Annotated in this window: 25 protein-coding genes; 6 read left to right on the forward strand and 19 right to left on the reverse strand. The window is 71.1% G+C overall.

Features of this window, described 5'->3' with window-relative positions; translation table 11 throughout:
- Positions 1-42: 42 nt before the first annotated feature.
- The 11 genes from AB0M08_RS16235 to glyA all read right to left on the reverse strand — a co-directional run bounded on the left by AB0M08_RS16235 (position 43) and on the right by glyA (position 10,196).
- On the reverse strand, positions 43-1,098 hold the full coding sequence (locus AB0M08_RS16235; RefSeq protein WP_364493439.1) for an LCP family protein: 1,056 nt from the start codon (positions 1,096-1,098) through the stop codon (positions 43-45).
- A gap of 288 nt (positions 1,099-1,386) precedes the next feature.
- On the reverse strand, positions 1,387-2,832 hold the full coding sequence (gene atpD / locus AB0M08_RS16240; protein WP_364493254.1) for a F0F1 ATP synthase subunit beta: 1,446 nt from the start codon (positions 2,830-2,832) through the stop codon (positions 1,387-1,389).
- Positions 2,829-3,761 carry a F0F1 ATP synthase subunit gamma gene (locus tag AB0M08_RS16245; protein ID WP_364493256.1) on the reverse strand — a complete coding sequence of 311 codons (933 nt, stop codon included), beginning with the start codon at positions 3,759-3,761 and terminating at the stop codon, positions 2,829-2,831. Before AB0M08_RS16245 ends, atpD begins: the two co-directional genes overlap by 4 nt.
- A 2-nt stretch (positions 3,762-3,763) precedes the next feature.
- Positions 3,764-5,329, reverse strand: coding sequence for a F0F1 ATP synthase subunit alpha (gene atpA, locus AB0M08_RS16250; protein WP_364493258.1), 1,566 nt, complete (start codon positions 5,327-5,329; stop codon positions 3,764-3,766).
- Positions 5,330-5,424: 95 nt separating this feature from the next.
- Positions 5,425-6,243, reverse strand: a complete 819-nt coding sequence (locus AB0M08_RS16255) for a F0F1 ATP synthase subunit delta (RefSeq protein ID WP_364493260.1) — start codon at positions 6,241-6,243, stop codon at positions 5,425-5,427.
- Positions 6,243-6,797 carry a F0F1 ATP synthase subunit B gene (locus tag AB0M08_RS16260; protein WP_364493262.1) on the reverse strand — a complete coding sequence of 185 codons (555 nt, stop codon included), beginning with the start codon at positions 6,795-6,797 and terminating at the stop codon, positions 6,243-6,245. The genes AB0M08_RS16255 and AB0M08_RS16260 overlap by 1 nt, the downstream gene beginning before the upstream one ends.
- 30 nt (positions 6,798-6,827) lie before the next feature.
- The gene (locus AB0M08_RS16265) at positions 6,828-7,052 is read right to left on the reverse strand and encodes an ATP synthase F0 subunit C (RefSeq protein ID WP_364493264.1); all 225 of its coding nucleotides are present in this window, start codon (positions 7,050-7,052) and stop codon (positions 6,828-6,830) included.
- An 81-nt stretch (positions 7,053-7,133) separates the two neighbouring features.
- Positions 7,134-7,922: a F0F1 ATP synthase subunit A gene (atpB, locus tag AB0M08_RS16270; RefSeq protein ID WP_364493266.1), complete on the reverse strand. Its 789-nt coding sequence runs from the start codon at positions 7,920-7,922 to the stop codon at positions 7,134-7,136.
- Between the two features lie 15 nt (positions 7,923-7,937).
- The gene (locus AB0M08_RS16275; protein WP_364493268.1) at positions 7,938-8,171 is read right to left on the reverse strand and encodes an AtpZ/AtpI family protein; all 234 of its coding nucleotides are present in this window, start codon (positions 8,169-8,171) and stop codon (positions 7,938-7,940) included.
- A 204-nt stretch (positions 8,172-8,375) separates the two neighbouring features.
- Positions 8,376-8,879, reverse strand: a complete 504-nt coding sequence (locus AB0M08_RS16280; RefSeq protein WP_364493270.1) for a hypothetical protein — start codon at positions 8,877-8,879, stop codon at positions 8,376-8,378.
- A 9-nt stretch (positions 8,880-8,888) separates the two neighbouring features.
- Positions 8,889-10,196 carry a serine hydroxymethyltransferase gene (gene glyA, locus AB0M08_RS16285; protein WP_364493272.1) on the reverse strand — a complete coding sequence of 436 codons (1,308 nt, stop codon included), beginning with the start codon at positions 10,194-10,196 and terminating at the stop codon, positions 8,889-8,891.
- An 82-nt stretch (positions 10,197-10,278) separates the two neighbouring features.
- Here glyA and AB0M08_RS16290 point away from each other — a divergent pair, with 82 nt between their 5' ends.
- Positions 10,279-11,727 (forward strand): SDR family oxidoreductase, encoded by a 1,449-nt coding sequence (locus tag AB0M08_RS16290; RefSeq protein ID WP_364493274.1) that lies wholly within the window; start codon positions 10,279-10,281, stop codon positions 11,725-11,727.
- Between the two features lie 502 nt (positions 11,728-12,229).
- On the opposite strand, the gene AB0M08_RS16295 is transcribed toward AB0M08_RS16290, so the two are convergent.
- Genes AB0M08_RS16295 through prmC form a run of 4 tightly spaced genes read right to left on the reverse strand, consistent with a single transcriptional unit; the run spans position 12,230 to position 15,355 of the window.
- On the reverse strand, positions 12,230-13,219 hold the full coding sequence (locus tag AB0M08_RS16295; protein ID WP_364493276.1) for an L-threonylcarbamoyladenylate synthase: 990 nt from the start codon (positions 13,217-13,219) through the stop codon (positions 12,230-12,232).
- Positions 13,216-13,812, reverse strand: coding sequence for a phosphotyrosine protein phosphatase (locus AB0M08_RS16300; RefSeq protein WP_364493277.1), 597 nt, complete (start codon positions 13,810-13,812; stop codon positions 13,216-13,218). Before AB0M08_RS16300 ends, AB0M08_RS16295 begins: the two co-directional genes overlap by 4 nt.
- 1 nt (position 13,813) lies before the next feature.
- Entirely contained in the window at positions 13,814-14,458 is a 645-nt protein-coding gene (locus AB0M08_RS16305; RefSeq protein ID WP_364493441.1) for an L-threonylcarbamoyladenylate synthase, read from the reverse strand.
- Positions 14,459-14,482: 24 nt separating this feature from the next.
- A complete protein-coding gene (gene prmC, locus AB0M08_RS16310; protein ID WP_364493278.1) occupies positions 14,483-15,355 on the reverse strand; it encodes a peptide chain release factor N(5)-glutamine methyltransferase in 873 nt (290 codons plus the stop codon).
- An 83-nt stretch (positions 15,356-15,438) separates the two neighbouring features.
- Here prmC and AB0M08_RS16315 point away from each other — a divergent pair, with 83 nt between their 5' ends.
- A complete protein-coding gene (locus AB0M08_RS16315) occupies positions 15,439-16,935 on the forward strand; it encodes a GGDEF domain-containing protein (protein WP_364493279.1) in 1,497 nt (498 codons plus the stop codon).
- A 2-nt stretch (positions 16,936-16,937) separates the two neighbouring features.
- Positions 16,938-18,287: a PQQ-binding-like beta-propeller repeat protein gene (locus tag AB0M08_RS16320; RefSeq protein ID WP_364493281.1), complete on the forward strand. Its 1,350-nt coding sequence runs from the start codon at positions 16,938-16,940 to the stop codon at positions 18,285-18,287.
- A gap of 7 nt (positions 18,288-18,294) precedes the next feature.
- Here the strand turns inward: AB0M08_RS16320 and prfA are convergent, their stop codons facing one another.
- Together prfA and rpmE are read right to left on the reverse strand one after the other, a co-directional pair.
- Complete coding sequence (gene prfA / locus AB0M08_RS16325; protein WP_364493283.1) at positions 18,295-19,386, reverse strand: peptide chain release factor 1; 1,092 nt, start codon at positions 19,384-19,386, stop codon at positions 18,295-18,297.
- 81 nt (positions 19,387-19,467) lie between these two features.
- On the reverse strand, positions 19,468-19,692 hold the full coding sequence (gene rpmE / locus AB0M08_RS16330; RefSeq protein WP_133874661.1) for a 50S ribosomal protein L31: 225 nt from the start codon (positions 19,690-19,692) through the stop codon (positions 19,468-19,470).
- 211 nt (positions 19,693-19,903) lie between these two features.
- Here rpmE and AB0M08_RS16335 point away from each other — a divergent pair, with 211 nt between their 5' ends.
- Genes AB0M08_RS16335 through AB0M08_RS16345 form a run of 3 tightly spaced genes read left to right on the forward strand, consistent with a single transcriptional unit; the run spans position 19,904 to position 22,491 of the window.
- Complete coding sequence (locus tag AB0M08_RS16335) at positions 19,904-20,974, forward strand: RNA ligase (protein ID WP_364493285.1); 1,071 nt, start codon at positions 19,904-19,906, stop codon at positions 20,972-20,974.
- Positions 20,971-21,867 (forward strand): AAA family ATPase, encoded by an 897-nt coding sequence (locus tag AB0M08_RS16340; protein ID WP_364493287.1) that lies wholly within the window; start codon positions 20,971-20,973, stop codon positions 21,865-21,867. The genes AB0M08_RS16335 and AB0M08_RS16340 overlap by 4 nt, the downstream gene beginning before the upstream one ends.
- Positions 21,868-22,491, forward strand: coding sequence for an RNA ligase family protein (locus AB0M08_RS16345; protein WP_364493289.1), 624 nt, complete (start codon positions 21,868-21,870; stop codon positions 22,489-22,491). It begins immediately after the preceding gene.
- Positions 22,492-22,684: 193 nt separating this feature from the next.
- Here AB0M08_RS16345 and AB0M08_RS16350 read toward each other — a convergent pair whose 3' ends face one another.
- Positions 22,685-23,854 carry a nitric oxide synthase oxygenase gene (locus tag AB0M08_RS16350; RefSeq protein WP_364493291.1) on the reverse strand — a complete coding sequence of 390 codons (1,170 nt, stop codon included), beginning with the start codon at positions 23,852-23,854 and terminating at the stop codon, positions 22,685-22,687.
- A 131-nt stretch (positions 23,855-23,985) separates the two neighbouring features.
- Positions 23,986-26,037 carry a transcription termination factor Rho gene (gene rho / locus AB0M08_RS16355; RefSeq protein WP_364493293.1) on the reverse strand — a complete coding sequence of 684 codons (2,052 nt, stop codon included), beginning with the start codon at positions 26,035-26,037 and terminating at the stop codon, positions 23,986-23,988.
- Positions 26,038-26,111: the final 74 nt, after the last annotated feature.

Here is a 26,111-nt window from a genome sequence, read left to right on the forward strand (position 1 = left end):
GTGCTGCGGACCCGCGATGAAACTATTGGGGGAAAGTCTAGGCTAACTGTTCTTGTTCACGAACTCCGGGTGGGAGAGCAGGAACTCCGGCACCCGGTCCGCGCGGACCGCGGCGAAGAAATCCTGTGCCGACGGGTCGAGCTGCTCACCCAGGTATTTCGTACCCTCGAAGAGCCCACCGCCGGGCAGCTTGATCGACACCATGTTGTCGGTGTTCAGATCCTTGAGCGCCAGGCCCCAGTCGATCAGGCTGTGCCCCTGGCCGTCGAAGGTCACCGCGTCGCCGGCGGCGTCCAGGATCGAGAGCAGCTTGGTCGGGTTGGTCACCACGCCCTTGCTCATCGCCTGCTTCGCCATCGCCTTGATGAACTGCTGCTGGTGGCGCTGCCGGTCGTAGTCGCTGTTCGGCAGGCCGTACCGCTGGCGGACGTAGTCCAGGGCCTCCCAGGCCTCCAGGTGGTACGTCCCCGGCTTGTACGTCTTCTGCGGCCCGATGTACGGGTGGTCGCAGTTGTTGGCGGCGCACTCCGGCCGGCGGGGACGCGCCTTACCGTTCGGCTGCAGATGCTCCGACTTGACCGTCATGTCGATGGTCATCGTGACGCCGCCCATCGCCTCGACGATCTTCTTGAAGCCGCCGAAGTTGATGATCGCGCCGGACTTGAAGTCGTCGATCCCGGTGAGCTTGGTGACCGTCTTGGTGAGCAGCTGGAAGCCCTGCTTCACGTCGTGCTTGCCGTTGCCGACCGAGCTCCCGTACGACATCGCCGCGTTGATCTTCGAATGGGTGCCGGTGAATCCGGTCTTGGAGAACGCCGGGATCTCCACGTAGAGGTCACGCGGGATGGAGAAGAGGTAGATCTGGTCCATCGAGGCCGGGATGTGCGCCACGATGATCGAGTCGGAGAGCGGCGCGGTGTGGTCGTCGCGCGGGTCGATGCCGGCGAGCAGGATGTTGATCGGGCCCTTGATCTCCTCGGAGCCCTTGGTCGCCCCCGCCGCCGGATCGCCGATCAGGCTGCCGTCGGCGTCCACGTCCCCGGTGTACCGCGCGATCAGCGCCTGGCCGGTCACCAGCACACCGCCACTCGTCACCATCAGCACACAGCCGAAGACCGCGGCCAGACGTGCCCACAGTGGTGCCCGAAGCTTCGCCGACTTAGCCACCCGATCCCCAACTCTGCCGGTCCGTTGAATCAGTCCGTTCGACCCCGGAAAAGTCACAGGATCCCAAAGGCGCGGCCCAGCATACCCAAAGGAAAGACAAAGCTCCGTACCGCAGACGCCCTCATGGACGCCAGCCAAACTACGGACTTTCACCCCTTAGACGCAGAGAAACCGCCCCGTGACGTACCGGAGCGGTTTCTCGGAGAAACGGGGCTGAGATCAGCCCTTCATCAGCTCGTGCGCGTTCTTCTCGAGGTCCTCGAGGCCACCGCACATGAAGAAGGCCTGCTCCGGGTAGTTGTCGTACTCACCGTCACAGATCTTCTTGAAGGCCTCGATGGTCTCCTTCAGCGGGACCGTCGAGCCGGGGACGCCGGTGAACTGCTCCGCCGCGTAGGTGTTCTGCGACAGGAACCGCTCGATGCGGCGGGCCCGGGCGACCGTGACCTTGTCCTCTTCGGAGAGCTCGTCCATACCGAGGATGGCGATGATGTCCTGCAGGTCCTTGTACTTCTGCAGGATCCGCTGCACCTCGCGGGCGACCGCGTAGTGCTCGGCACCGACGAACTCCGGGGCGAGGATCCGCGAGCTGGAGGCCAGCGGGTCCACGGCCGGGTAGATGCCCTTGTCGGAGATCGACCGCTCGAGGTTGGTGGTCGCGTCCAGGTGGGCGAAGGTGGTGGCCGGCGCCGGGTCGGTGTAGTCGTCGGCGGGCACGTAGATCGCCTGGAGCGAGGTGATGGCCTTGCCCCGCACCGAGGTGATCCGCTCCTGCAGCTCACCCATCTCGTCCGCCAGGGTGGGCTGGTAACCCACGGCCGACGGCATACGGCCGAGCAGGGTGGAGACCTCGGAACCGGCCTGGGTGAACCGGAAGATGTTGTCGATGAAGAGCAGCACCTCCTGGTTCTGGACGTCCCGGAAGTACTCCGCCATGGTCAGCGCGGTCAGGGCGACCCGCAGACGGGTGCCCGGCGGCTCGTCCATCTGGCCGAAGACCAGGGCGGTCTTGTCCAGCACGCCACCCTCGTCCATCTCCAGGATGAGGTCGTTGCCCTCGCGGGTGCGCTCGCCGACGCCGGCGAACACCGAGGTGCCGCCGAAGTTACGGGCAACGCGGATGATCATCTCCTGGATGAGCACCGTCTTGCCCACGCCCGCGCCGCCGAACAGGCCGATCTTGCCACCGCGCACGTACGGCGCGAGCAGGTCGAGCACCTTGATGCCGGTCTCCAGCATCTCGGTCTTCGGCTCGAGGTCCGCGAACGCCGGGGGCTTGCGGTGGATCGACCAGCGCTCCTGGACGTCCAGCGTCGACGGGTCGACGTTGAGCACCTCGCCGAGGGCGTTGAACACGTGGCCCTTGGTCACGTCACCGACGGGCACCGAGATCGGCGCGCCGGTGTCGGCGACCTCGGCGCCGCGGACCAGGCCGTCGGTCGGCTGCATCGAGATCGCGCGGAGCAGGTTGTCACCCAGGTGCTGGGCGACCTCCATGGTCAGCCGCTTCTTACCCTCGGAGAGGGTGACCTCAACGTGCAGCGCGTTGAAGATCGCGGGCATGCCGTCACGGGGAAACTCGACGTCGACGACCGGGCCGATGACCCGGACGACGCGGCCGACAGCGGTCTCCGCCTTGGTGGGCTCAGCTACAGCAGTCATCACACATCACTTCCCGCCGCGGCCAGCGCGTTGGCGCCGCCGACGATCTCACTGATTTCCTGGGTGATCGCAGCCTGCCGCGCGGAGTTCATCTCGCGCGTGTACCGCTTGAGCAGATCGTCGGCGTTGTCCGACGCGCTCTTCATCGCCCGCCGCCGCGAAGCCGACTCACTGGCCGCCGAGTCCAGCAACGCCGCGTAGAGGCGGGTGTTGAGGTACTTCGGCAGCAGCGCGTCGAGCAACTCGTCGGCATCCGGCTCGAACTCGTACGCGGGACGCAGAGCGCCGGGCTCCGCGTCCTCCTGCTCGACCTGAACCGGCGCCAGCGGCTTCGCATTCGCGGTCTGGGTCATCAGGGACTTGAACTCGGTGCTCACGAGGTGCAGCTCGTCGACGCCCGCGATGCCCTCCGGACCGAAGGTGCCCTCGGTCGCGGAACCGGCCGCGAAGGCCTCGATCAGCGCGTCACCGATCCGCTTCGCGTCCGCGAACGACGGACGCTCGGAGAACCCGGTCCAGCTGGCGGCGACGTCCCGCCCGCGGAACCGGTAGTAGCCCAGGCCCTTGCGGCCCACCACGTACAGCGCCACCTCCTTGCCCTCCGAGCGGAGCTGAGCCATCAGCTGCTCGGCGGTCCGGATGGCGTTGGCGTTGTAGGCGCCGGCCAGGCCCCGGTCACTGGTGATCAGCACGACACCCGCCCGCTGGACGCGCTCCCGCGCGACCAGCAGCGGGTTGTCCACCGACGCGTTCGACGCCAGCGCGCCGAGCACCTTGGTGATCGCGACCGAGTACGGCCGGGAGGCGTTGACCCGTTCCTGGGCCTTCGCGATCCGGCTGGTGGCGACGAGCTCCTGCGCCTTGGTGATCTTCTTGGTCGACTTGACGGTGCGGATGCGCCGTCGCAGCGCCTGTACCTGACCGGCGGCCATGCCTAGCTACCGCTTTCGCCGGTCGCGCTGCCCTGGAAGACCTTCTTGAACTCGGTCACGCCGGCCTTCAGGCTCTCGGCGTTGTCGTCGCTCAGCAGGTTCGTCGACTCGATCGCGGTGTAGACGTCACTGTTGTGCTGCTTGAACCACTGCAGGAACTCCTGCTCGAAGCGGCGCACGTCAGCGACCGCGACGTCGTCGAGCTGCCCGGTGGTGCCGGCCCAGATCGCGATGACCTGGTCGACCGTCGAGTACGGCGAGTACTGCGGCTGCTTCAGCAGCTCGACCAGGCGGATGCCCTTCTCGAGCTGGGCACGCGACGCCCTGTCCAGGTCGGAGGCGAAGGCCGAGAAGGCCTCCAGCTCACGGAACTGGGCCAGGTCGAGACGCAGCCGGCCGGAGACCGAGCGCATCGCCTTGACCTGCGCCGAACCGCCGACCCGGGAGACCGAGGTACCGACGTTGATCGCCGGGCGGACACCCGAGGCGAACAGGTCGGACTCCAGGAAGATCTGGCCGTCGGTGATCGAGATGACGTTGGTCGGGATGAAGGCCGAGATGTCGTTGGCCTTCGTCTCGATGATCGGCAGACCCGTCATCGAACCGCCACCGAGCTCGTTGGAGAGCTTGGCGCAGCGCTCCAGCAGGCGGGAGTGCAGGTAGAAGACGTCACCCGGGTACGCCTCACGGCCCGGCGGGCGGCGCAGCAGCAGCGACACGGCGCGGTACGCCTCGGCCTGCTTGGTCAGGTCGTCGAAGACGATCAGGACGTGCTTGCCGTTGTACATCCAGTGCTGTCCGATGGACGAGCCGGTGTACGGGGCGATGTACTTGAAGCCGGCCGGGTCCGAAGCCGGAGCCGACACGATCGTCGTGTACTGCAGCGCGCCCTGCGCCTCCAGGGTGCCCCGGATGCTGGCGACGGTGGAGGCCTTCTGGCCGATCGCCACGTAGATGCAGCGGACCTGCTTCTCCGGGTCGCCGGAGTCCCAGTTCGCCTTCTGGTTGATGATCGTGTCCAGCGCGACCGTGGTCTTGCCGGTCTTACGGTCACCGATGATCAGCTGGCGCTGGCCGCGGCCGATCGGCGTCATGGCGTCGATCGCCTTGATGCCGGTCTGCAGCGGCTGCTTCACCGGCTGCCGGGCCATCACGTTCGGCGCCTGCAGCTCGAGCTCGCGGAAGCCTTCGTTCGCGATCTCGCCGAGGCCGTCGATCGGCTTGCCCAGGGCGTCGACGACGCGGCCCAGGAAGGCGTCGCCGACCGGCACCGAGAGGACGCGGCCGGTGCGCTTGACCGGCTGGCCCTCCTCGATGGCGGCGTAGTCGCCCAGGATCACGGTGCCGATCTCACGGACGTCGAGGTTCGCCGCGACACCCAGGGTGCCGTCGGCGAACTCCAGGAGCTCGTTCGCCATCGTCGAGGGCAGGCCCTCGACGTGCGCGATTCCGTCGCCCGCATCGGAGACGATGCCGACCTCCTCGCGGGAGACCTCGGGCGAATAGGACGAGACGTAGCGCTCTAGCGCCCCCCGGATCTCGTCCGAGGAGATGGTCAGCTCGGCCATCCTCTGCCTTCTCTGTCTAGCTCGGGACGTCGCCGCCACCGAGGGGCTTCTCGATAAGGAATCGAGGGGGAAAGGACTCTGGTAGGTGAACGCTGTTAAGCGAACGCCTGCTTGGCCGCGTTCAGCCGGCGCAGGATCGTGCCGTCGTAGAGATCGGAGCCGACGCGGACACTGACACCACCGATGAGCGCGGGGTCGACGTCCACCTTCAGCGAGACCTCACGGCCGTAGATCGTGGTCAGCTTCGCGGCCAGCGCGGTCTCCTCGGCGTCGCTCAGCGGCTTCGCCACCTTCACGTACGCGACCTCGCGGTCCCGCTTCGCGGCGGTCAGCTCGACCAGCCGGGACAGCGAGGACTCGAAGCCACGGCCACCGAGACCCTCCAGCGCGACCTGGACCAGGCGCACCGTGACCGGCAGGGCCTTGCCGTCGAGCAGATCCCCGACCAGCTTAACCCGCGGAGCGAGAGGAGCACTGATGTCACTGAGCGTGACCGCCAGTGTCGGCGTCCCCTCGGCGATCTGCCCGAAGCGGAACAGCTCGTCCTCGACCTCCGCCAGCGTGCCGTCCTTCTGCGCCGAGGTGAGCAGGGCGTCCGCGCCCAGCCGCTCGGTCGCGTCCAGCAGGTCGCTCGGCTTACCGAACCGGCCGGCCACCAGAGTGGCCAGCACGTCGACGGTCACCTCGGCGGCCTTGCCCGCGAGCAGGTCCCGGAAGAGACCGGACCGGTCCTCGGCGGGACGGGACGGGTCGGTCAGCGCCCGCCGCAGGCGGGGCTGACCACGGAGCAGACCGGCCACCGTGAGGATCTCATCGGCGATCACGGCCAGCTGCGCGCCCGTCGAGGCGGCGGTCTCCGCCGCCAGCTTCTCCGCCGCGTCGCCGTAGGCCTGGTTGGTCACGGCCGACGTCATCAGCGCCCGCCCGCCGTGCCGGCCGCGTCGAGGTCCGCGATGAAGCGCTCGACGGTGCCCCGGGTGCGGGCCTCGTCGGCGAGGGCCTCGCCGACGATCTTGCCGGCCAGGTCGACGGCGAGCGTGCCGACCTCGGAGCGGAGCTCCCGGACGATCGACTCGCGCTGCGCGGCGAGCTGCTCGTTGCCGGACGCGATGATCCGGTCCGACTCCTCGCGCGCCTTGGCCAGGACGTCCTGACGGATGCCCTCGGCGTCGGCCCGGGCCTCGTCGCGGATGCGAGCGGCCTCGGTGCGCGCCTCGGCGAGCTGAGCACGGTACTGCTCGAGCAGCTCGTTAGCCTCCGCCTGGGCGGCCTCCGCCCGCTTGATGCCACCCTCGATGGCGTCGACGCGAGCCTTGAACGTCTTCTCCATCTGCGGGAAGACGAACTTGATCAGGACGAAGCAGAGCACCGCGAAGGCGACCGACCCGACGACGATCTCCTGCCAGACAGGAAGGATCGGGTTGTGGGTCGTCTCTTCAACGGCCTCAGCGAATACCAACGTCTTCATTGAGACCTCCCAACGAGGCTGAGAGAGCTACTACTTGGCCCAGATGAAGCCGAACGCGATGCCCAGCAGGGCCAGCGCCTCGATGACGGCGAAGCCGATCCAGACGTACGGCAGGGTCAGGCGGGAGGACTCCGGCTGACGGGCGGTCGACTGGATGTAGGCCGAGAAGACCAGACCGACACCGATGCCGGGGCCGATCGCGGCGAGGCCGTAACCGATGGCGGCGGTGCTACCAGCAACTTCGGCGAAAGACATTCTCAGTTCCTCCTGAGATCTCGCGTGGGTGTCACGCGGGACGACAACGGGGTGTAACTCGTTCTTCGGATCGGGTAGTGCTCAGTGCTCGTCGGCGAGCGCGCCCTGGACGTAGCTCGCGGTCAGCACCGTGAAGACGTAGGCCTGGAGACAGATCACCAGGAACTCGAGGAAGGTCAGCCCGATGGTCAGCACCCAGGAGAGCACCGAGACCGGCGCGAGGGCCGGGTTAGCGCTGATCATCGCGAAACCGCCGAGCGTGAACACCAGCAGCAGCATGTGGCCGGCGAACATGTTGGCGAAGAGACGGACGGCCAGCGAGAACGGGCGGACCAGGAAGTTCGAGAAGAACTCGATCGGGATCAGCAGCGGCAGGATGAACCACGGCGCCGGCGGGATCAGGGCGTGCTTGAAGTACTTCAAGGGCCCGTGGTGCCGCATACCGATATAGATGAACATCACATAGCTGATGACCGCGAGAATGGCGGGGAAGGCGATGTGCGAGTTCGGCGAGATCTGCACGAATGGCACGATGCCGAAGAAGTTGTTCACCAGGATGAACAGGAACAGCGTCGTGAGGTACGGCGCGAACGCCACACCGCGCGGGCCGATCATGTCCACCGCGATGTTGTTCCGCACGAAGCCGTAGATGCTCTCGGCGAACCACTGCTTCTTGGTGGGGACCAGCTGCGGCTTCCGGTACGACGCCAGGAAGAACACGATGATCGCCGCGACCGCCACCCAGACCAACACCGTGATCTTGGTGAACCAGTAATTGTTCTCCGCGCCCCACGGCAGGATGCTGGGCAGGTAGAAGTCCTCGACGCTAGGCGGGAACTCCGCCGCGAGGACCGCCGATTGCACGATCACCTTGGCCCTTTCCTGTCAGGCGCCGAGTCGGCGCACGATGAGGTACACACCGCCCGCGATCCCGAGGACGGCGCCGATGCCGGCGAAGATGCCCTCGGTCCCGAAATGGCGGTCCACCAGCCAGCCGACACCACCCCAGACCAACATGCCCGCGATGAGGTAGGTGACCGCCGTCATGCCCGCGCCGGAATCGGGCGGGGTGGGGCCGTCGTCACCGCGGTTGTCGGGGGGAGGTTTCTGGCCGGTCATGACGGCCCGAACGATATCAGCAGGAAACACGAGGCTAAGCGGGACCCCCCGCACAACCGCAGTTGTCCAGGCGTCGGGGGTCTCGCGACTGGAGGACACGGTACTCCTGTCGCGCCGAAACGGAACACGACATAGGCGGGCAGGTCACCAGATCGTGGCAGTTGACCAGCCGCACCCCCGCTGAACAGGAGGGATACGGGTGCTCTAGATCACTTTCCGGCGTGTCCGGCGGGCGACCCACCAGACCTGGACACCCGTCCAGACCATGACACCGGCCACGATCCCCACCCCGAGCGCCTTCTTCCCTGGCCAATCGGTCGAGACGCCGTACGCCAGGATAACTCCGAGCAAAGAGTATTTGACGATATAAGTCAGTAAACCGAGCGGCATCAGCAACGCCGGCCGTACCGTGTCCGCCCAGGCCACCACCAGGGTCGACATGGTGTAGGTGAGCGTCACGATCAGCACCCCGGCGGCCGCGCCGAGCGCCGCATCGGCGCCGCCGGCGAGGAATCCGGCCGAGGCCGCGCAGGTCAGCAGCGCGAAGGAGACCGCGCTCAGGAACGGGAGATGCTCCACCCGCCAGCGCGGGTCCGCCGGCAGGGCGGGGAGGTCCGGCAGGGGAGTCTCGTCCTCTTCCCTCTCCCGTACGTCCCACGCGTCCTCGACGGCGGGTCCCTCAGGCTCCGCCGCTTTGAAGATAGCCATCTCTTCCCTTCAGACCAGGACCTGCTGTTCCGCGTCCTGCTCGGCGTCCGCGTAGAACCGGAAGCGCCGGGCCAGCTCGGTGGCCTCCAGCGCCACCTCGGCCAGCCGCGCCGAGCCGGACACCGTCTCCGGGTCGCTGCGCACCGCCGTCGCGACCAGACCGGCGATCCGCCGCATCTCCCCCTCCGCCATCCCCTGCGACGTCACGCTGGGCGTGCCGACCCGGATCCCGGACGCCACGGCCGGTTTCGCCGGGTCGTACGGGATGGCGTTCTTGTTGAGGGCGATACCGGCCTGAGCACAGCGCGCCTCCGCCTCCCGGCCGCTGACCCCCAGTTCCCGCAGATCGAGCAGGGCGAGGTGGGTGTCGGTGCCGCCGGTCACCGGACGCATGCCCTCGGCGGCCAGCTCGACGGTGAGCGCCTGGGCGTTGCGGACGGTCTGCTGAGCGTACCCGGCGAAGGCCGGGGAGGCCGCCTCACGGAGGGCGACCGCCTTCGCCGCGACCGCGTGCATCATCGGGCCGCCCTGCGCGAACGGGAAGACCGCCTTGTCGACGCGCTGGGCCAGTTCGGCCCGGCAGAGGATCATGCCGCCCCGGGGGCCGCGCAGCGCCTTGTGGGTGGTGCAGGCGACCACGTCCGCGTACGGCACCGGGGACGGGACGGCCCGCCCGGCGACCAGGCCGATGAAGTGCGCCGCGTCGACCAGTAGGTAGGCGCCCACCTCGTCGGCGATCTCGCGGAACCGGGCGAAGTCGATCCGGCGCGGGTACGAGGTCGCCCCACAGATGATCAGTTTCGGCCGGTGGGCGAGCGCCAGGTCGCGCACCTCGTCGTAGTCGATCAGCTCGGTCACCGGCGACACCCGGTACGCGATCGGATGGAACCACTTGCCGGAGAAGTTCGCCTTGCTGCCGTGGGTGAGGTGCCCGCCGTGCGGCAGCCCCATCGCCAGCACCGGATCGCCCGGCTCGGCCAGCGCCGCGTACGCCGCCAGCACCGCGGCCGCGCCGGAGTGCGGCTGCACGTTCGCGTGGTCGGCGCCGAAGAGCGAACGGGCCCGCGCGATGGCCAGCTCCTCGGCCCGGTCCGCCTGGTGGCACCCGCCGTAGTAGCGGTTGCCCGGATAGCCCTCGGCGTACTTGTTCGCCAGCGTCGAGCCGAGCGCGGTCAGCACCGCGGGCGAGGTGAAGCTCTCGCTCGCGATCAGCTGCAACGTGTCACGCTGGCGGTCCACCTCGTCGAGCAGGACACCGGCGATCTCCGGATCATCGCGCTCAAGTGCGGCGAAATCCGGCCCCCAGAAGGTGCTCACCCGGCCTCCCGAGCTCGGTGCGGAGATGCCTGGATCGAGCATATGGCTTCCGACCCCCCGGCCGAGGGCACAGTCTGCAGTTATGCGATGTCTGGTCACCGGCGCCACCGGATACATCGGCGGTCGCCTCGCACCCCGGCTGGCCGAGGCCGGCCACGTGGTGCGCTGCCTCTCCCGCAGTGCCGGGCGCCTGCGCGACGTGCCCTGGGCCGATCGGGTGGAGATCGTCGAGGGCGACCTCGTCGACCCCACCACGCTGCGGCCCGCCTTCGACGGGGTCGAGGTGGCGTACTTCCTGATGCACTCGCTCGGGCAGCGCGACTTCGAGCGGCGCGACCGGGAGGCGGCGGAGAACTTCGCGGCCGCGGCCCGCGCCGCCGGGGTACGCCGGATCGTCTACCTCGGTGGTCCCGAGCCGCCGCCCGGCGAGCGCTCCTCACCGCACCTGCGCTCCCGCGCCGAGGTGGCCCGGATCCTGCTGGACAGCGGGGTGCCGACCGCGGTGCTGCGGGCCCCGGTGATCATCGGCTCCGGCTCGGCCTCCTTCGAGATGCTGCGCTACCTCACCGAACGGCTGCCGGTGATGGTGGTGCCGCGCTGGGTGGGCAACCGGATCCAGCCGATCGCGGTCCGGGACGTGCTGCGGTACCTGATCGACGCCGCGGGCCTGCCGGCCGACGTACACCGGGCCTTCGACCTCGGCGGCCCGGACGTGCTCACCTACGCCGAGATGATGCACCGGTACGCCCGGGTCGCCGGCCTCCCCCGGCGCGTCGTCCTGCCCACCCGGGTGCTCTCCCCGTGGCTCTCCGCGCACTGGGTCGGCCTGGTCACCCCGGTACCGAACGCGATCGCCCGCCCGCTGGTGGCCAGCCTGATCCACGAGGCCGTGGCGCACGAGGACGACATCGCGGCGTTGCTCCCCGGCGACCCGCCGATCGGCTTCCGGGAGGCGGTCCGGCTCGCCCTGGGCCGGATCCGGGACGCGAACGTGGAGACCCGCTGGTCCTCCGCCGCCGGGATGGACGCCGCCGCCGAGCCGCTGCCCAGCGACCCCGACTGGTCCGGCGGCAGCATGTACGCCGACGAGCGGACCCGCGCCGTGCACGCACCGCCCGACCGGCTGTGGCGGGTCATCGAGGGGGTCGGCGGCGAGAACGGCTGGTACTCGTTCCCGCTCGCCTGGTCGGTCCGCGGCTGGCTGGACCGGCTGGCCGGCGGGGTGGGCCTGCGGCGCGGGCGCCGTGACCGGCACCGGCTGCGGGTCGGCGAGGCGCTGGACTGGTGGCGGGTCGAGGAGATCGTCCCGGGCTCGCTGCTCCGGCTGCGCGCCGAGATGCGGGTGCCCGGCCGGGCCTGGCTGGAGATGCGCTCCGAGCCGGCACCCGGCGGCGGCTCGGTCTATCACCAGCGCGCGGTGTTCCTCCCCCGCGGGCTGGCCGGCCACCTCTACTGGGCCGCCGTCCTGCCGTTCCACGGTTTCATCTTCGACGGCATGGCCCGCAACATCGCCCGCGGCGCCGAGACCTGAGCCGAACGGTTTTGGCTGGTGCTCAGGGGTGTCCCGCTCCGCTTGAGACACCCCTGAGCACCAGCCGAAACCGGGACGCGCGGCACTGCCGGAAGCCCTCACGGCGTCGCGGAACGGAACCTGGAGCGGAACGTGGACCGGCGGCGTCCCGAACCGGGACGCCGCCGGACACCGCCGTGGCGGGGACCGTCGTACGTGGGATTCCGCCGGTACGGCCACGGGGCGCTGCCGACGCACACCGGCTCCCGTGGGGGAGCACCGGAACCGGGGCGCGTCGGACATGATCATTTTCGCCGCCGCGCCCGGCTCCGGGCAAAGCAATTCAGGAGCACTTAAGGGGAGTCATAGGAACCACAGGAACGGCCGCCGACCGGTTCCGGCCCTTACCCGCCGAGATGGCCGCCGCCCCCGCCGAGATGGCCGCCGCTGAGATGGCCGCCGCCCCTGCCGGGATGCCACCACCCCGCATGGACCCCGCCGCTACCCCGCCGGGATGCCGCCGCTACCCCGCCGGGGCTGCCGCCCGGGACAGCCGGTCCCGGACGGCGAGCCAGTCCTCGGTCCGCGGCGGCTCCTGGACCAGGATCGTCGCCACTCCCGCGTCGTCCAGCCGGTGCAGGGCCGCGTAGAGGTCGGCCGCGTACTCCCGCGGGTTCGCGGAGAGCACCTCGGTACCGGGCGACCCGCTTCCCTCGTACGTCAGAATCCCCACCGGCAAGCGCAGCCCTGACTGATCAACATCGGCCACGTCGGGGGTGAGAATGACTGTAGCCCGGGGCGCGTAGTGCCGCTTGCTCATCCCCGGCGAGGGGCGGGACGCGCCGTCCTCGGTCTCCGCGTCCCGCAGCGCGATCGCACCGGTGGCGTCCCGCAGCGCCCGCAGCGCGAGGGCGCCCGGGCGCAGCAGCGTGGGCACCCCGGTGGTCAGGTCCAGCACGGTCGACTCGATGCCCCACGCACAGGGACCGCCGTCGAGCACCAGCGGCACGTCGGGCAGGCTGCGGATCACGTGCTCCGCGGTGGTCGGCGAGATCGACTCGGAGCGGTTGGCGCTGGGCGCGGCGAGCGGCAGGCCGGAGGCGGCGAGCAGGCGCAGCGCGACGTCGTGCGCGGGGACCCGGATCGCGATGGTGTCGTTGTCGGCGCCGACGCCGGCCAGGTGCGCGGCCCGGCGGACCACCAGCGTGAGCGGGCCCGGCCAGAAACGGCCGGCCAGCGCGTCGGCGTGCTCCGGCCACTCCGCGGCCAGCTCGCGGGCGGCCTCGACGGTGGCGACGTGCACGATCAGCGGGTTCCAGCCCGGCCGGTTCTTCAGGCGGTAGATCTCGCCGACGGCCCGCGGGGAGAAGGCGTTGGCGCCGAGCCCGTAGACCGTCTCGGTGGGGAAGGCGACGACCGAGTCGGCGCGCAGGATCTCGACCGCCCGCCGCAGCCCGTCCGCGTCGGGCCGGACGACCCTGCCGGAATCGGTCATGAGATCGGAATCGGTCATGGGAGGAGCAGGATGGCGAACGGGACCGTGGTGTCCTCGATCTCGTCGGCCACCCGTTGGAACGTCTGGTCGCCACGGCCCCACGGGTCGTCCAGGTCGTCGCTGATCAGCGGGGCCTCGCCGGCGCGCATCCGGGCCGCCGTCGCGACGATCGCCACGCCCCGGTCGTGCACGGCGTCCGGCTTCGGCTCGGCCGGCGGCAGCGCCGACGCGTCCAGGGTGTCGATCAGGCGGCCGAACTCGCCGAGCACGAACGTCCGGTCGGCGGCGTCCGGGCGCAGCGCCACCACGTAGTCGTACTGGTCGGCGGTGGCGGTGAGGATCAGGTCGGCACCGTCGATGAAGTCGCCGCGCAGCTTGCGGGCGAGGAAGCCGTCGGCAGAGCCGCGCCGGGCGCGCACCAGACGGGCCGCGGGCGGGTTCATCTCCTCGCCCTCGTGCCAGCCGCCGGTGCCCGCGCTGACGCTGCGCACCAGCTGATCGGGATCGGCCTCCCCGGAGCGCTCCCGTACCGCGCGGGCCAGCAGGCGCTCGGCCATCGGGGAGCGGCATATGTTGCCCATGCAGACGTGCAGGACGGTGAAGGGCGCCACCTCAGTCCTGCCCCTCGATCAGCTCGGGGACCACGTCCCGGAGCTTCTCCAGCGGGATCGCGCCGGCCCGCAGCACGCGCGGCACGTCACCGGTCACGTCGACGATGGTGCTCGGCGCGGGGTCGGCGGCGGGGCCGGCCTCCAGGTAGACGCGGACCGCGTACTCCAGCTGCTCGCGGGCCTCCTCGGCGGTGCCCGGGGCGGGCTGGCCCAGCTTGTTGGCGGTGGTCACCGCCATCGGGCCGACCTCGCGCAGCACCTCCAGCGCGACCGGGTGCAGCGGCATCCGGACGGCCACCGTGCCGCCGGTGTCGCCGAGGTCCCACTGCAGGCTGGGCGAGTGCTCGACGATGATGGTGAGCGCGCCCGGCCAGAACGCGTCGGCCAGATCACGCGCGGCCCGGGGCAGGGAGTAGACCAGCCCGTCCAGCGTGTGCCGGGAGCCGACCAGCACCGGTGGCGGCACCCGGCGGTCGGAGCCGCGGGCGCCGTGCAGCGCGGTGACGGCGTGCGGGGTGAAGGCGTCCGCACCCACGCCGTAGACCGTGTCGGTCGGCATCACCACGAGCTCGCCGCCCTTGGCGGCCTCGACGGCTGCGGCGATGCCGCGATCGCGATCGGCGGTGGTACCGCAGTCGTAGAGCATCACGAGATGCAGTGTGCCATGCCTTTACCGACGGCGAGCGGTCGCATATCGCGGGCGGCCGGTCAGGTCCTGGTGCGCCGTCACCTCGGTGAACCGGCCGTCGGCGGCGAGCAGCCCGGGCACCGCGGCGCCGTGCACGTCGTCGTGCTCGATGCCGAGCGCACCGCCGGGGCGCAGCAGCGCGGCGGCGAGCGCGATCACCGGGCGGATCACGGTCAGCCCGTCGGCACCTCCGAAGACCGCCTCGGCAGGGTCGTGATCGGACACCTCGGGCGGCACTACCGTGCCGTCGGGGACGTACGGTGGGTTGCAGAGCAGCACATCCACCTGACCATGCAGATCGGACAGGAGATCGGGATCGGTCACGTCCGCCTCGACCACCTCGACCGCCGGGAAGCCCGAGGCGTTGCGCCGCAACCACTCCAGCGCGGCCGTGGACCGCTCCACCGCGATCACCCGGCCGGCCGCCGACTCGTCCGCCACGGAGAGCGCGATCGCCCCGCTGCCGCTGCACAGGTCGACCACCGTGGCGCCCGGCGCGGTCCGCTCGATCCCCCAGCCGGCCAGCAGCTCGGTCTCCGGCCGCGGCGTGAAGACGCCGTCGCCGACCGCGAGCTCGAGATGGCGGAACGCCGCGGTGCCGAGAAGGTGCTGCAGCGGCACCCGCCCGGCGCGGCGGGCGACGAGCCCGCGGAGACGGTCGGCCTCGTCGGCGCGGAGCGAGTCGACGAGGAGCAGGCGCCCCCGCGAGATGCCGAGAACGTGTGCGGCGAGCCACTCGGCATCCACTCTCGGTGACGAAACGCCCGCCGCCGACAGTTCGGCGACCGCCGATGCGAGAACCGGCGCCAAACGTGTCCGATCGGCGTCGTTCCGGGGGTGTTCGTCACGCGGCATCACGGCATAATCATGGGACGTCGCGCACGCTGAGGGTCGGCCGGGTCACCCAGCGCCGCGCCGAGGCCCGTGGGAGGCGCCTGGTGGGTTGGTTGGACCAGCTCGCGGAGCATGTCGAGGATCTGCGCCGGGCCGGGCAACTGCAACAGAACGGCCGGTCGGCACAGGCGCTGCCGATCCTCGACCGGGTGCTCGACGTCTCCACCGATCCCACCACGCGGGCGTACGCACTCGTCCAGCGGTTCGGCGCGCTGATCAATCTCGGCCGGGTCGCCGAGCTCGCCGCCGCGATGTCCCGGGCGTTCGAGTCCGTCCGCGAGGTCCCCGACCCGTACCTGCGCGGCCAGATGCACGCGTTCGCCGCCCTCGGCGCCCACCTGCAGAGCAATCTGGACCGCGGGGTGACCCATCTGGTCCAGGCCTCCCGCGCGCTCGCCGCGGTGCCCGACCGGGACGAGGAGACCGCCTGGGGCTGGCACGACCTGGCCATGGCGTACTCGTACCTGGGCTTCCACGGCCAGGCGCTGACCGCGATCGAGCAGGCCCGCGAGGTCGGGGCGAGCGCCGGCCTGGTGCCCGAGATCTTCGCCGCCCCCGGCATCCGGCTGCGCAACGCGGTCGCCCTCGACCACCAGGGCGACACCGACGGCTGCCTGCGGGTGCTGCGCGACATCGACGCCGAGCTCTCCCGGTACATCGCGATCGAACAGCTGCGCCCGGGCAGCCGCGCCGTCTACGGATACGCCCTGGCCCGCCGTGCCGCCCTCGGCGAGCCGACCGGCGCCGGCGCCGCCCAGTGGCTGACCGGCGGCGGCGACAGCGTACGGACCCGGGACCTCCGCCACCTCGGCTCGGTCTGTCTCACCATCGCCGACGGCAAGCCGGAGCGCGCCCTGGCCATGCTGGACGCGGTGCCGGTCTCCGCCGAGGTGCTGGGCGCCCCCGAGCCGGCCCGGCTGCGCAGCATCTGCCACGCCAGCGCCGGTGACCACGCCGCCGCGCACGCCGCCGACCGGTACGCGTTCCGCCTCGCCGCCCAGCGCATCGACCAGCTCCGGGACGGCTACCTGGACGGCGTCGCCGCCCGGCTCGACGCCCAGGAGACCCAGCGCGACCCGCACCGGTACGGCGACGAGACCCTCACCGACCCGCTGACCGGCCTGCCCAACCGCCGCCAGCTGGAGCACTACGTGGACAGCCTGCTGGCCCGCGGCGAGATGGCCGCGATCGGCGTCTGCGACATCGTCGGCTTCACCACGGTCAACATGCGCCACGGCCGGCACGTCGGCGACCTGGTGCTGCAGCGGATCGCCGGCGTGCTGCACCGGGTGATGCGCCGCGGCGACTTCGTGGCCCGGTTCGCCGGCGACGAGTTCGTGCTGGTCCTGCCGGGCGCCGGGCCGCACCACGCGGCCGAGGTGGCCCGCCGGATCGCCGCCGCGGCCGCCGCCGAGAACTGGCAGGTGCTGGTCCCCGGCACCCCGATCGGGCTGGCCGCCGGCTGGTCCGAGGTGGGCACCAACGGCCGCGGGCTGAGCGCCGCGCTGGCCGCCGCCGCGGCGAGCCGGAAGCCGGCCTGAGCGTGACCGTGATCGAGCTGGGCGACGTCAGCGGCACCGGCCGGGACGGACCGGAGCCCGATCCCGCCGGCCGTCCGGCACCCCGCTCGATCCGGCGCCGGCTCGCCGTGGCGGTGGCGCTGGCCGGTGTCCTGCTCCTCGGCGCCGCCGCGCCACCCGGGGTGCCGCTGGTCCACGAGCTGTGGTGGGCGCCGTTCGACGACGAGAGCTCGATGACCGTCCGCAACGGCACCGTCTATGTGCAGAAGGCGACCACGGACGGCTCGGTGATGACCGCGTACGACCTGGTCACCGGGGACCGGCGGTGGAAACGGGCGACCACCGGGCAGGCCTCCTGGATGGCGGTCACCGGTGCCGGCGGCGTGCTGCTGATCGCCGGCGCGCCGGTCTCCACGAACGTCTCGTACGGCGACGGCTCGCTCGCCGTGCAGCTCTCCGCGAGCGAGCTGACCGCGCTGGACGAGGCGACCGGCGAGCCTCTCTGGCGGGCGGAGGGCGAGATGCAGGCGGTCTCCGGCGACACCGTTCTCCTCGGCGACCAGGACGAGGCGGGCCACCTGACGGCCCTGCGCTCGATCGGGCTCCGCACCGGATCACCGCGCTGGGAGCGGCGGATCACCCCGGCCGAGGTGATCGCGACCCCGGACGACGGCGGGGACGGCCCGGAACGCATCGTCACCGCGACCGCGGACGGCCGGGTCACCGTCTTCGACGCCGTGGACGGCACGCCGCTGCTGGCCCGCCGGGTCTCCTGGATCGAGCGGCAGCCGGGTGAGGGGCTCGGCACGATCCTGCGGATCGCCGGGGACAAGCTGCTGGTCACCCGGACCGACCGGCGGGGCGGGACGATCACCGCGTATCGGCTGGACACCCTGGACGAGCTCTGGAACACCTCGGCCAACCGGCAGGCCGTCGTGCAGCCCTGCGGGCCGGTGCTCTGCCTCTCGAACGGCGGCGAGGTCGACGGGATCGATCCGGCGACCGGGGCGCTGCGCTGGCGCGGGGCCGGGTGGGCCGGTGCCGAGTCGCTCGGCGGCGGGCGGCTGCTGGCGTACGACAACGGCCAGGAGCCGCACCAGACCCTGCTCGACGCGGCCACCGGACGGCCGATCGGCGCCGGCGACGGGGTCGGCTACCCGATCTGGCCGGACGCCGCGACCGGCGCGCTGCTGCTGGTCCGCGCGCTGGCCGAGCCGGGCGGGCGGACCGTGGTCACCCGGCTCGACCTGACCACCGGCCGGGCCGATCCGATGGGCACGGTCGGCACCGCCGAGGGCATCAACTGCCGGGGCACCGACCGCTACCTGGCCTGCCAGGACGACGACCGGCTGATCGTCACCGCTGTCGGCTGAGCCCCGATCACCGCTGGCGGGTCAACTCCGTGTCGCCGGCGAGGCGGGCCTCCCGGTCGGCCGCGGCCAGCGCGTCCAGCACGCCGTCCAGCTCGCCGCCGAGCACCAGGTCGAGGTTGTACGCCGTGTAGCCGATCCGATGGTCGGTGATCCGGTTCTGCGGGAAGTTGTAGGTGCGGACCCGCTCGGAGCGGTCCACCGTACGCACCTGGGCCTTGCGCGCGTCGCCGGCCGCCGCGTCCGCCGCCTCCTGAGCCTGGGCCAGCAGCCGGGAGCGCAGGATGCGCATCGCCGCCTCCTTGTTCTGCAGCTGGCTCTTCTCGTTCTGGCAGCTCGCCACGGTGCCGGTGGGCAGGTGGGTGATCCGTACCGCCGAGTCGGTGGTGTTGACCGACTGACCACCCGGGCCGGACGAGCGGTACACGTCGATCCGCAGGTCACCGGCCTCGATCTGGACGTCGACGTCCTCCGCCTCGGGCAGCACCAGCACGCCCGCGGCCGAGGTGTGGATCCGGCCCTGCGACTCGGTGACGGGCACCCGCTGCACGCGGTGCACGCCGCCCTCCCACTTCATCCGGGACCAGACGCCGTGGCCGCCCTCGGGCACGCCCCTCGTCTTCACCGCGACCGAGATGTCCTTGACCCCGCCGAGGTCAGACTCCTGCGAGTCGATCACCTCGACCACCCAGCCGCGGCGCTCCGCGTACCGGGTGTACATGCGCAGCAGATCACTGGCGAAGAGCGCCGACTCCTGGCCGCCCTCACCCGCCTTGATCTCGATGATCACGTCCTTGGCGTCGCTCGGGTCGCGCGGCATCAGCATCTCGCCGAGCTTCTCCTCCAGCGCCGGGAGGGTGGCGGCGACCGCCTCGACCTCACTGGCGAACGACGAGTCCTCGGCCGCCAGCTCCTTCGCCGCGGCCAGGTCGGCGCGCGCGGCCTCCAGCTCGGCGTGCGCCGCGTAGACCGGGGCGAGCTCGGCGAAACGCCGGCCGACCCGCCGGACCAGCGCCTGGTCGGCGTGGATGGACGGGTCCTCCATCCGCTTCTCCAGGTCCGCGTACTCGTCGAGAAGGGCGGTAAGACGGTCGGTGCTCATCGTTTCCCCCAAGGGCTCGCACGGCGGCTCGCACGCGAACGGCGCCCGCCCCGGAATCCGGGACGGGCGCCGTTGAAGCAGTTACTTCTTCTTCGCGGCGTTGACCTTGGCGTACTTCGCCTGGAACTTCGCGACCCGGCCCGCGGTGTCGAGGACGCGCTGCTTGCCGGTGTAGAACGGGTGGCAGGCGCTGCAGGTCTCGACGCGGATCTCGCCGCCCTTGGCGGTGCTGCGGGTGGTGAAGGTGCTGCCGCAGGAGCAGATGACCTCGGTGGTCGTGTACTCCGGGTGAATGCCGCTCTTCATGTCTTCTCGGTCCCTCTCGATGATCGGGTCGCCGGGTCGCCGTTCCTGATGAACGAAGGCGTGAACCGGAACCCCTACTGGCCGATGTACCAGTCTGCCATGCCTCCCCTACCGGCCGGAAATCAGGAGGTGCAACTGGTTTCGGTCCGCATAACGTGGGCCCTCCCTCCGGCATTCCCCCTCGCTCACCCCCTCCCGAAAAGGCCTCGCCATGACGCTGCTCCACGACGTCCTCGATCCGGTCGCGCTGACCGAAGCGATCGAAAACGGACTGATCCGGACGCAGCGCCACCCGAGCCTGCCGTTCACGATCTACAACTACACGGAGGCCTGTCAGTACTCGAGCGCCTGGACCCCGGTCACCCTCGCCTGCCGCGGGCTGGTGGTGGACGCCGCGGGGCGGATCGTGGCGCGGCCCTTCGCCAAGTTCTTCAACCACGACCAGTCGCAGGCGCCGGCGCTCGACCCGGCGGCGGCGGTCACGGTCACCGACAAGGCGGACGGCAGCCTCGGTGTGATCTATCACGACGGCTCCGGCTTCGCCGTCGCCACGCGCGGGTCCTTCGCCTCGGAACAGGCACGCCACGCCACCGAGCTTCTGCGTACGCGCTACGCCTGTTTCACGCCGCCGGAGGGGCTCACCGTCCTGGTCGAGATCATCTACCCGGGCAACCGGATCGTCGTGGACTACGACGGGCTCGACGACCTGGTCCTGCTCGGCGCCGTGGAGATCGCGACCGGGCGGACGCTGAGCCCCGCGGCGGTGCCGGGATGGCCGGGCCCGGTGGTCGAGACGTTCGCGTACGCGACGTTCGCCGAGGCGCTCGCCGCGCCGCCCCGGGACGGCCGGGAGGGGCTGGTCGTCCACTTCACCGAGGCCGACCAGCGCGTGAAGATCAAATACGCCGATTACGTACGCCTCCACCGCCTGGTGACCGGCCTCACCCCGCGTACGGTATGGGAGATCTTGGCCGACGGCGGCACGTTGGACGCGATGCTCGAACCCCTCCCGGACGAGTTCCACGTCTGGGCCCGGGGTGTCGCGGCGGCGCTCACCGCCGAGGTGGACACGCGCGCCGCGGCGGTCGAGGCGGCCTACGCCGAGATCGTCGCCGGGCTCGCCGAGGGCTGGGGCCGCAAGGAGTTCGCGGCCGCGGCCGTGCGCAGCCCGCACCGCGGCGAGTTGTTCAAACGTCTGGACGGCCACGACTACCGTCCCGGCCTGTGGCAGCGGGTCCGGCCGTCGGCCGACCGGGCCGGTGGAGGAAGCGAAGAAGAATGACGCGACTGTTGATCACGCGGGGACTGCCCGCCTCCGGCAAGACCACGTTCGCCCGCAAGCTGCAGCCGGACGTGGTCCGGGTGAACCGCGACGACCTGCGGCGCATGCTGCACGGCCGGCGGCTGTTCACCCAGCGGGCCGAGGCACAGGTCACGAGCGCCCAGCGGGCCTCGGTGGAGGCGTTGCTGCGCGCGCACGCCAGCGTGATCGTGGACGACACCAACCTGCGGGCCAAGACCGTCCGCGAGTGGGCCGAGCTGGCCGCGCGCTTCGACGCGAGCTTCGAGGTGCACGACTTCACCGACGTCCCGCTGGAGGAGTGCCTCCGGCGGGACGCCGAGCGCGCCGAGGACGACCGGGTCGGCGAGGACGCGATCCGCCGGATGCACCAGCGCTACCTCGCCGGCCGGAACCTGCCGCTGCCGGTCCCGTTCGTGGAGCCGGGCGGCCCCGGTCACGTCTACGAGGCCGACCCGGAGCTGCCGCCCGCGGTCCTGGTCGACATCGACGGCACGGTCGCGCTGATGGGGAACCGGAGCCCGTACGACTGGTCCCGGGTCGGTGAGGACGCCCCCAACCCGGCCGTGATCGCCGCGGTCCGGGCGATGCACGCGGCCGGCCACGCGATCGTCTTCTGCTCGGGACGGGACGCGGAGTGCCGCGCCGAGACCGAGGCGTGGCTGGAGCTCTTCGTCGGCGTGCCGTACGAGGGCCTCTTCATGCGCCCGGAGGGGGACAGCCGCAAGGACGCGATCGTCAAGCGGGAGATCTTCGACCGGATGGTTCGCGACCGCTGGCGGATCATCGGGGTTTTCGACGACCGCCAGCAGGTGGTACGCATGTGGCGGGCGCTCGGCCTGACCGTTTTCCAGGTCGCGGAGGGAGACTTCTAGGTGGCGGTGAAGTACCCGCGGACGTTCCACCTCCCCGGTTCCCCCGGCGCGACCGACGACGACCGGATCCAGCGCGATCTGTCGTGGTTGGACGGCGAACTCGTGGTGACCGAGAAGATGGACGGCGGGAACCTCACCTTCACCCGGGACGCCATGTACGCCCGCTCGGTCGACTCCGGCACCCAGCCCTGGGACCGTCCGGCGAAGGCCCTGTGGGCGATGACGGCGTACCGGATACCGGACGAGTGGCGGGTCTGCGGCGAGTCGATGTGGGCCCGCCGCAGCGTCGCGTACACCGATCTCCCCGGCGTCTTCCTGGTCTTCGGCATCTGGGACGAGACCGACACCCTGCTCGGCTGGGACGACACGGTCGACTGGGCACAGCGCCTGGAACTCCCCACGGTCCCGGTCCTGTACCGCGGCGGCAGCCTCTCCGAGGCCCTCGCGGCGTGGCCGGCCCAGCGCTCCCCGGGGACGTCCGAGGGTTTCGTGGTACGCGCGGCGGGCCGCATCCCGGCCACCGAGTTCCCCGTCAAGGTCCTGAAATGGGTCCGCCCCGACCACGTCCGCACCGACGCCGCCTGGCGCCACCGCGACGACTTCGCCGTCAACGAGTTCGCCTAGATCACCTCCCCGCCGACCAGCCACCCCCGCCGGTCGGGGTGGGCCCCTGTTCCGGCGGGTCGATCTTCGTGGCCAGCGATCAGGGGTCACTCAGAGGCCTCGGCAGACCCCTGAGCACCAGCCATCCCGTCGCGGCTGGTGCTGGGGAACGGGTGAACCGGTGGGGTGGAGCGGTGGCGTGAGCGGGATGGGGTCAGCGGTGGTGGGGGCAGGAGCGGATGCCGTCGCGGGCCAGGGTGGCCGCCTCCGTGTCGAGGTAGAAGTTGGGGCGCAGGTCGAGTTCGTCGTAGTACCGGTGGAAGACCGGGGTCAGCGACGCCGACATCGGCGGGACGATCCAGGTCCAGTCCGCCGGCACCGGGCGCCCGGCCTTCTCCTCGTTCCGCAGATGGGTCATGAAGCGACGGCTCTCCGTGTGATGGTCGCTCATCTTCACGCCCGCCTGCTCGAAGCTGTGCAGCACCGCGCGGTTCAGCTCGACCAGCGCGCGGTCCCGCCAGAGCGTGGACTCCCGGCTGCGGTCCAGGCCGAGCCGGGCGGCGATCTCGGGGAGCATGTCGTACCGGTCGGCGTCGGCGAAGTTGCGGGCGCCCAGCTCGGTGCCGAGGTACCAGCCGTTGAACGGGGCCAGCGGGTAGTGCACGCCGCCGATGCTGAGCCGCATGTTGGCGATCGCCGGTACGGCGTGCCAGCGCAGTCCCAGTTCGGCGAACCACGGGTGGTCCGGGTGCCCGATCGGCACCTCGCGGATCGCGCGTTCCGGGAGCTCGTAGAGCCGGATGCCCTCGGCCGGTGTCTCGATCACCAGGGGCAGCACGTCGAACGCCTCGCCCTTGCCCTGCCAGCCGAAGCCCCGGATCGACCGGGTGAACGACTCCAGCCGCGGATCGCCGACCACCCGGCCGTCCTCGGTGCGGTATCCGGCGTACCGGATCAGTTGTTCGTTCCAGACCCGGGCGTACGGCTGTCCGGGCTGTGCCGGGGCGAAGACGCTGATCACCGGGCGGATGGTGCCGTTGCCGGCGGTGTGCAGATGCTGGACGAGCAGCGAGTAGATCTCGTCGGCGGTCCGCGCCCGGCGCCGGTCCAGCACCATCAGGCTGCGCCAGTAGAGCCGTCCGACGCAGCGGCTGGAGTTGCGCCACGCCATCCGGGCGCCGTGCGCCAGTTCGTCGGGGGTGTGCATGTATGTGCCGGTCGCGGCGATCTGGGCGCGGACGATGGCGAGCCTCGGTTCGACCGGACCGAGCCGGGGGTTCTCCGTGTAACAGCGCCGCAGGAAATCCTCGGCCTCGCCCGGATCGGCGGGTGCGTGTGGGTCCCACGGCTCGGTCGGATGGTCCCGGTATCCGGGCACGAACATCGAGCGCCTCCGGTAATCGAACAACGTAGTACCGGAGGTTCGCACGACCCCGTACGGGGCGAATCAGACAAGGTGTGCGACAAAAACGACGCGGCCCGCCCGATGGGGCGGGCCGCGTCGTTTATAGGCGGTTACTCGCCAGGCGTCGACTTGGCGATCTGCATCAGGAACTCGATGTTGGTCCGGGTCTGCTTGAGCCGGTCCATCAGCAGGTCCAGGGCAGCGCCGGACTCCAGCGAGCTGAGCACCTTGCGCAGCTTGTGGATGATCGCCAGCTCCTCCTTGCCCAGAAGGATCTCTTCCTTACGGGTGCTGGAGGCGGAGACGTCCACGGCCGGGAAGATCCGCTTGTCCGCGATCTTGCGGTCGAGCTTGAGCTCGGCGTTACCCGTGCCCTTGAACTCCTCGAAGATCACCGTGTCCATCATCGACCCGGTCTCGACCAGCGCGGTGGCGAGAATGGTCAGCGAGCCGCCGTTCTCGATGTTGCGCGCCGCGCCGAGGAACCGCTTCGGCGGGTAGAGCGCGGTCGAGTCGATACCACCCGACATGATCCGGCCGGAGGCCGGCGCCGCGAGGTTGTACGACCGGCCCAGGCGGGTCACCGAGTCGAGCAGCACGACCACGTCGTGGCCGAGCTCGACCAGCCGCTTCGCCCGCTCGATGGCGAGCTCGGCGACCGTGGTGTGGTCCTGCGGCGGACGGTCGAACGTGGCCGCGATGACCTCGCCCTTCACCGTGCGCTGCATGTCGGTGACCTCTTCCGGCCGCTCGTCCACGAGCACGACCATCAGGTGGCACTCGGGGTTGTTGCGGGTGATGGCGTTGGCCAGGGCCTGCAGCACCATCGTCTTACCCGCCTTGGGCGGGGAGACGATCAGCGCGCGCTGACCCTTACCGATCGGCATCACGAGGTCGATGATGCGGGTGGTGAGGATGTGCGGCTCGGTCTCCAGCCGCAGGCGTTCCTGCGGGTAGAGCGGGGTGAGCTTGTAGAACTCGGGACGCCGGCGGGCCTCGTCGGGCTCCATCCCGTTGATGGTGTCCAGGCGGACCAGCGGGTTGTACTTGTCCCGCCGCTGCCCGTCGCCGTCGCGCGGGGCGGAGCGGACCGCACCGGTGACCGCGTCACCGCGGCGCAGGCCGTACTTCTTGACCTGCGACATCGAGACGTAGACGTCGTTCGGGCCGGAGAGGTAACCGGTGGTCCGGACGAACGCGTAGTTGTCCAGCACGTCCAGGATGCCGGCCACCGGGACGAGAACCTCGTCCTCGTTGACGTGCGGCTCCCGGCCCTCACGCTGCTGGCCGCCGCCGTCACGCTGGTCGCCGTCGCGGTCCCGGCCGCGGCGACGGTCCCGGAAGCGGCTGCGCCGGCTCCGGCGGCCGCCCTCGTCGTCACCGTCGTCGTCGTGGCCCTGGTCGGCGCGGGGAGCACCGCGGTCGCCCGCGGAGCGGTCGTTCGACCGGTCGTTGCGGTCGCCCCGGTCGTTGCGGTCACGCTCGCCGCGCTCGGGACGCTCGCCCCGGTCGGGACGCTCGCCCCGCTCGGGACGGTCGCCGCGCTGCTCGCCGTCGCGCTGGTTGCGCTGGCGGTCCCGGTTGCGCTCACCGCGCTCGGGACGCTCGCCCCGCTCGGGACGCTCGGTGGTGTCGGCCTGCGCGGGGGCGGCCTCGGTCACGGCGGGGGCGGCGGCCACCGGAGCGGCCTCCACGGTCTCCCGCGAAGTGGTCTCCCGCGGGGCGGTCTCGCGGGAGGCGCGCTCACGGCTGCGCCGGGACGGGCGCTCGGACACCGGGGCGGCCTCGGCGGCCGGCGCGGCCGTGGTCTCGGCCGGAGTGGCTGCGGTCTTCGGCGTCTCGGCCGGGGCGGACTGCACGGGGGCGGTCTGGGCCGGGGCCGGCTGCTGCGCCGGGGCGGCCTCGGTACGCGGCCGCGGGGCCGGCTCCGTCGTGGCGGCGGCACTGCCGCTCTGACGCTCGGTGATCGCGGTGATCAGCTCGCCCTTACGCATCCGGGCGGTGCCGGAGATGCCGAGGGAGGCGGCGAGGCTCTGCAACTCGGGCAGCAGCATCGCGGACAGCCCGGTGCCGCCTCGGCGGCGCTTCGTGGCGGTCGCGGTGGTGCCGGCGCCGTCAGCGACGTCAGAAACACCCGACGTCACGTCGGTGGTGTCGCTCAATGGATTCCTTCCGTCGGAAAAAACCCGAGATCACCCGGAACTGCAGCCTTGGGCCGGGTGCCCTCGGAACCCGC

The sequence above is a fragment of the Actinoplanes sp. NPDC051851 genome (assembly GCF_040681165.1).
Lineage (GTDB): Bacteria > Actinomycetota > Actinomycetes > Mycobacteriales > Micromonosporaceae > Actinoplanes.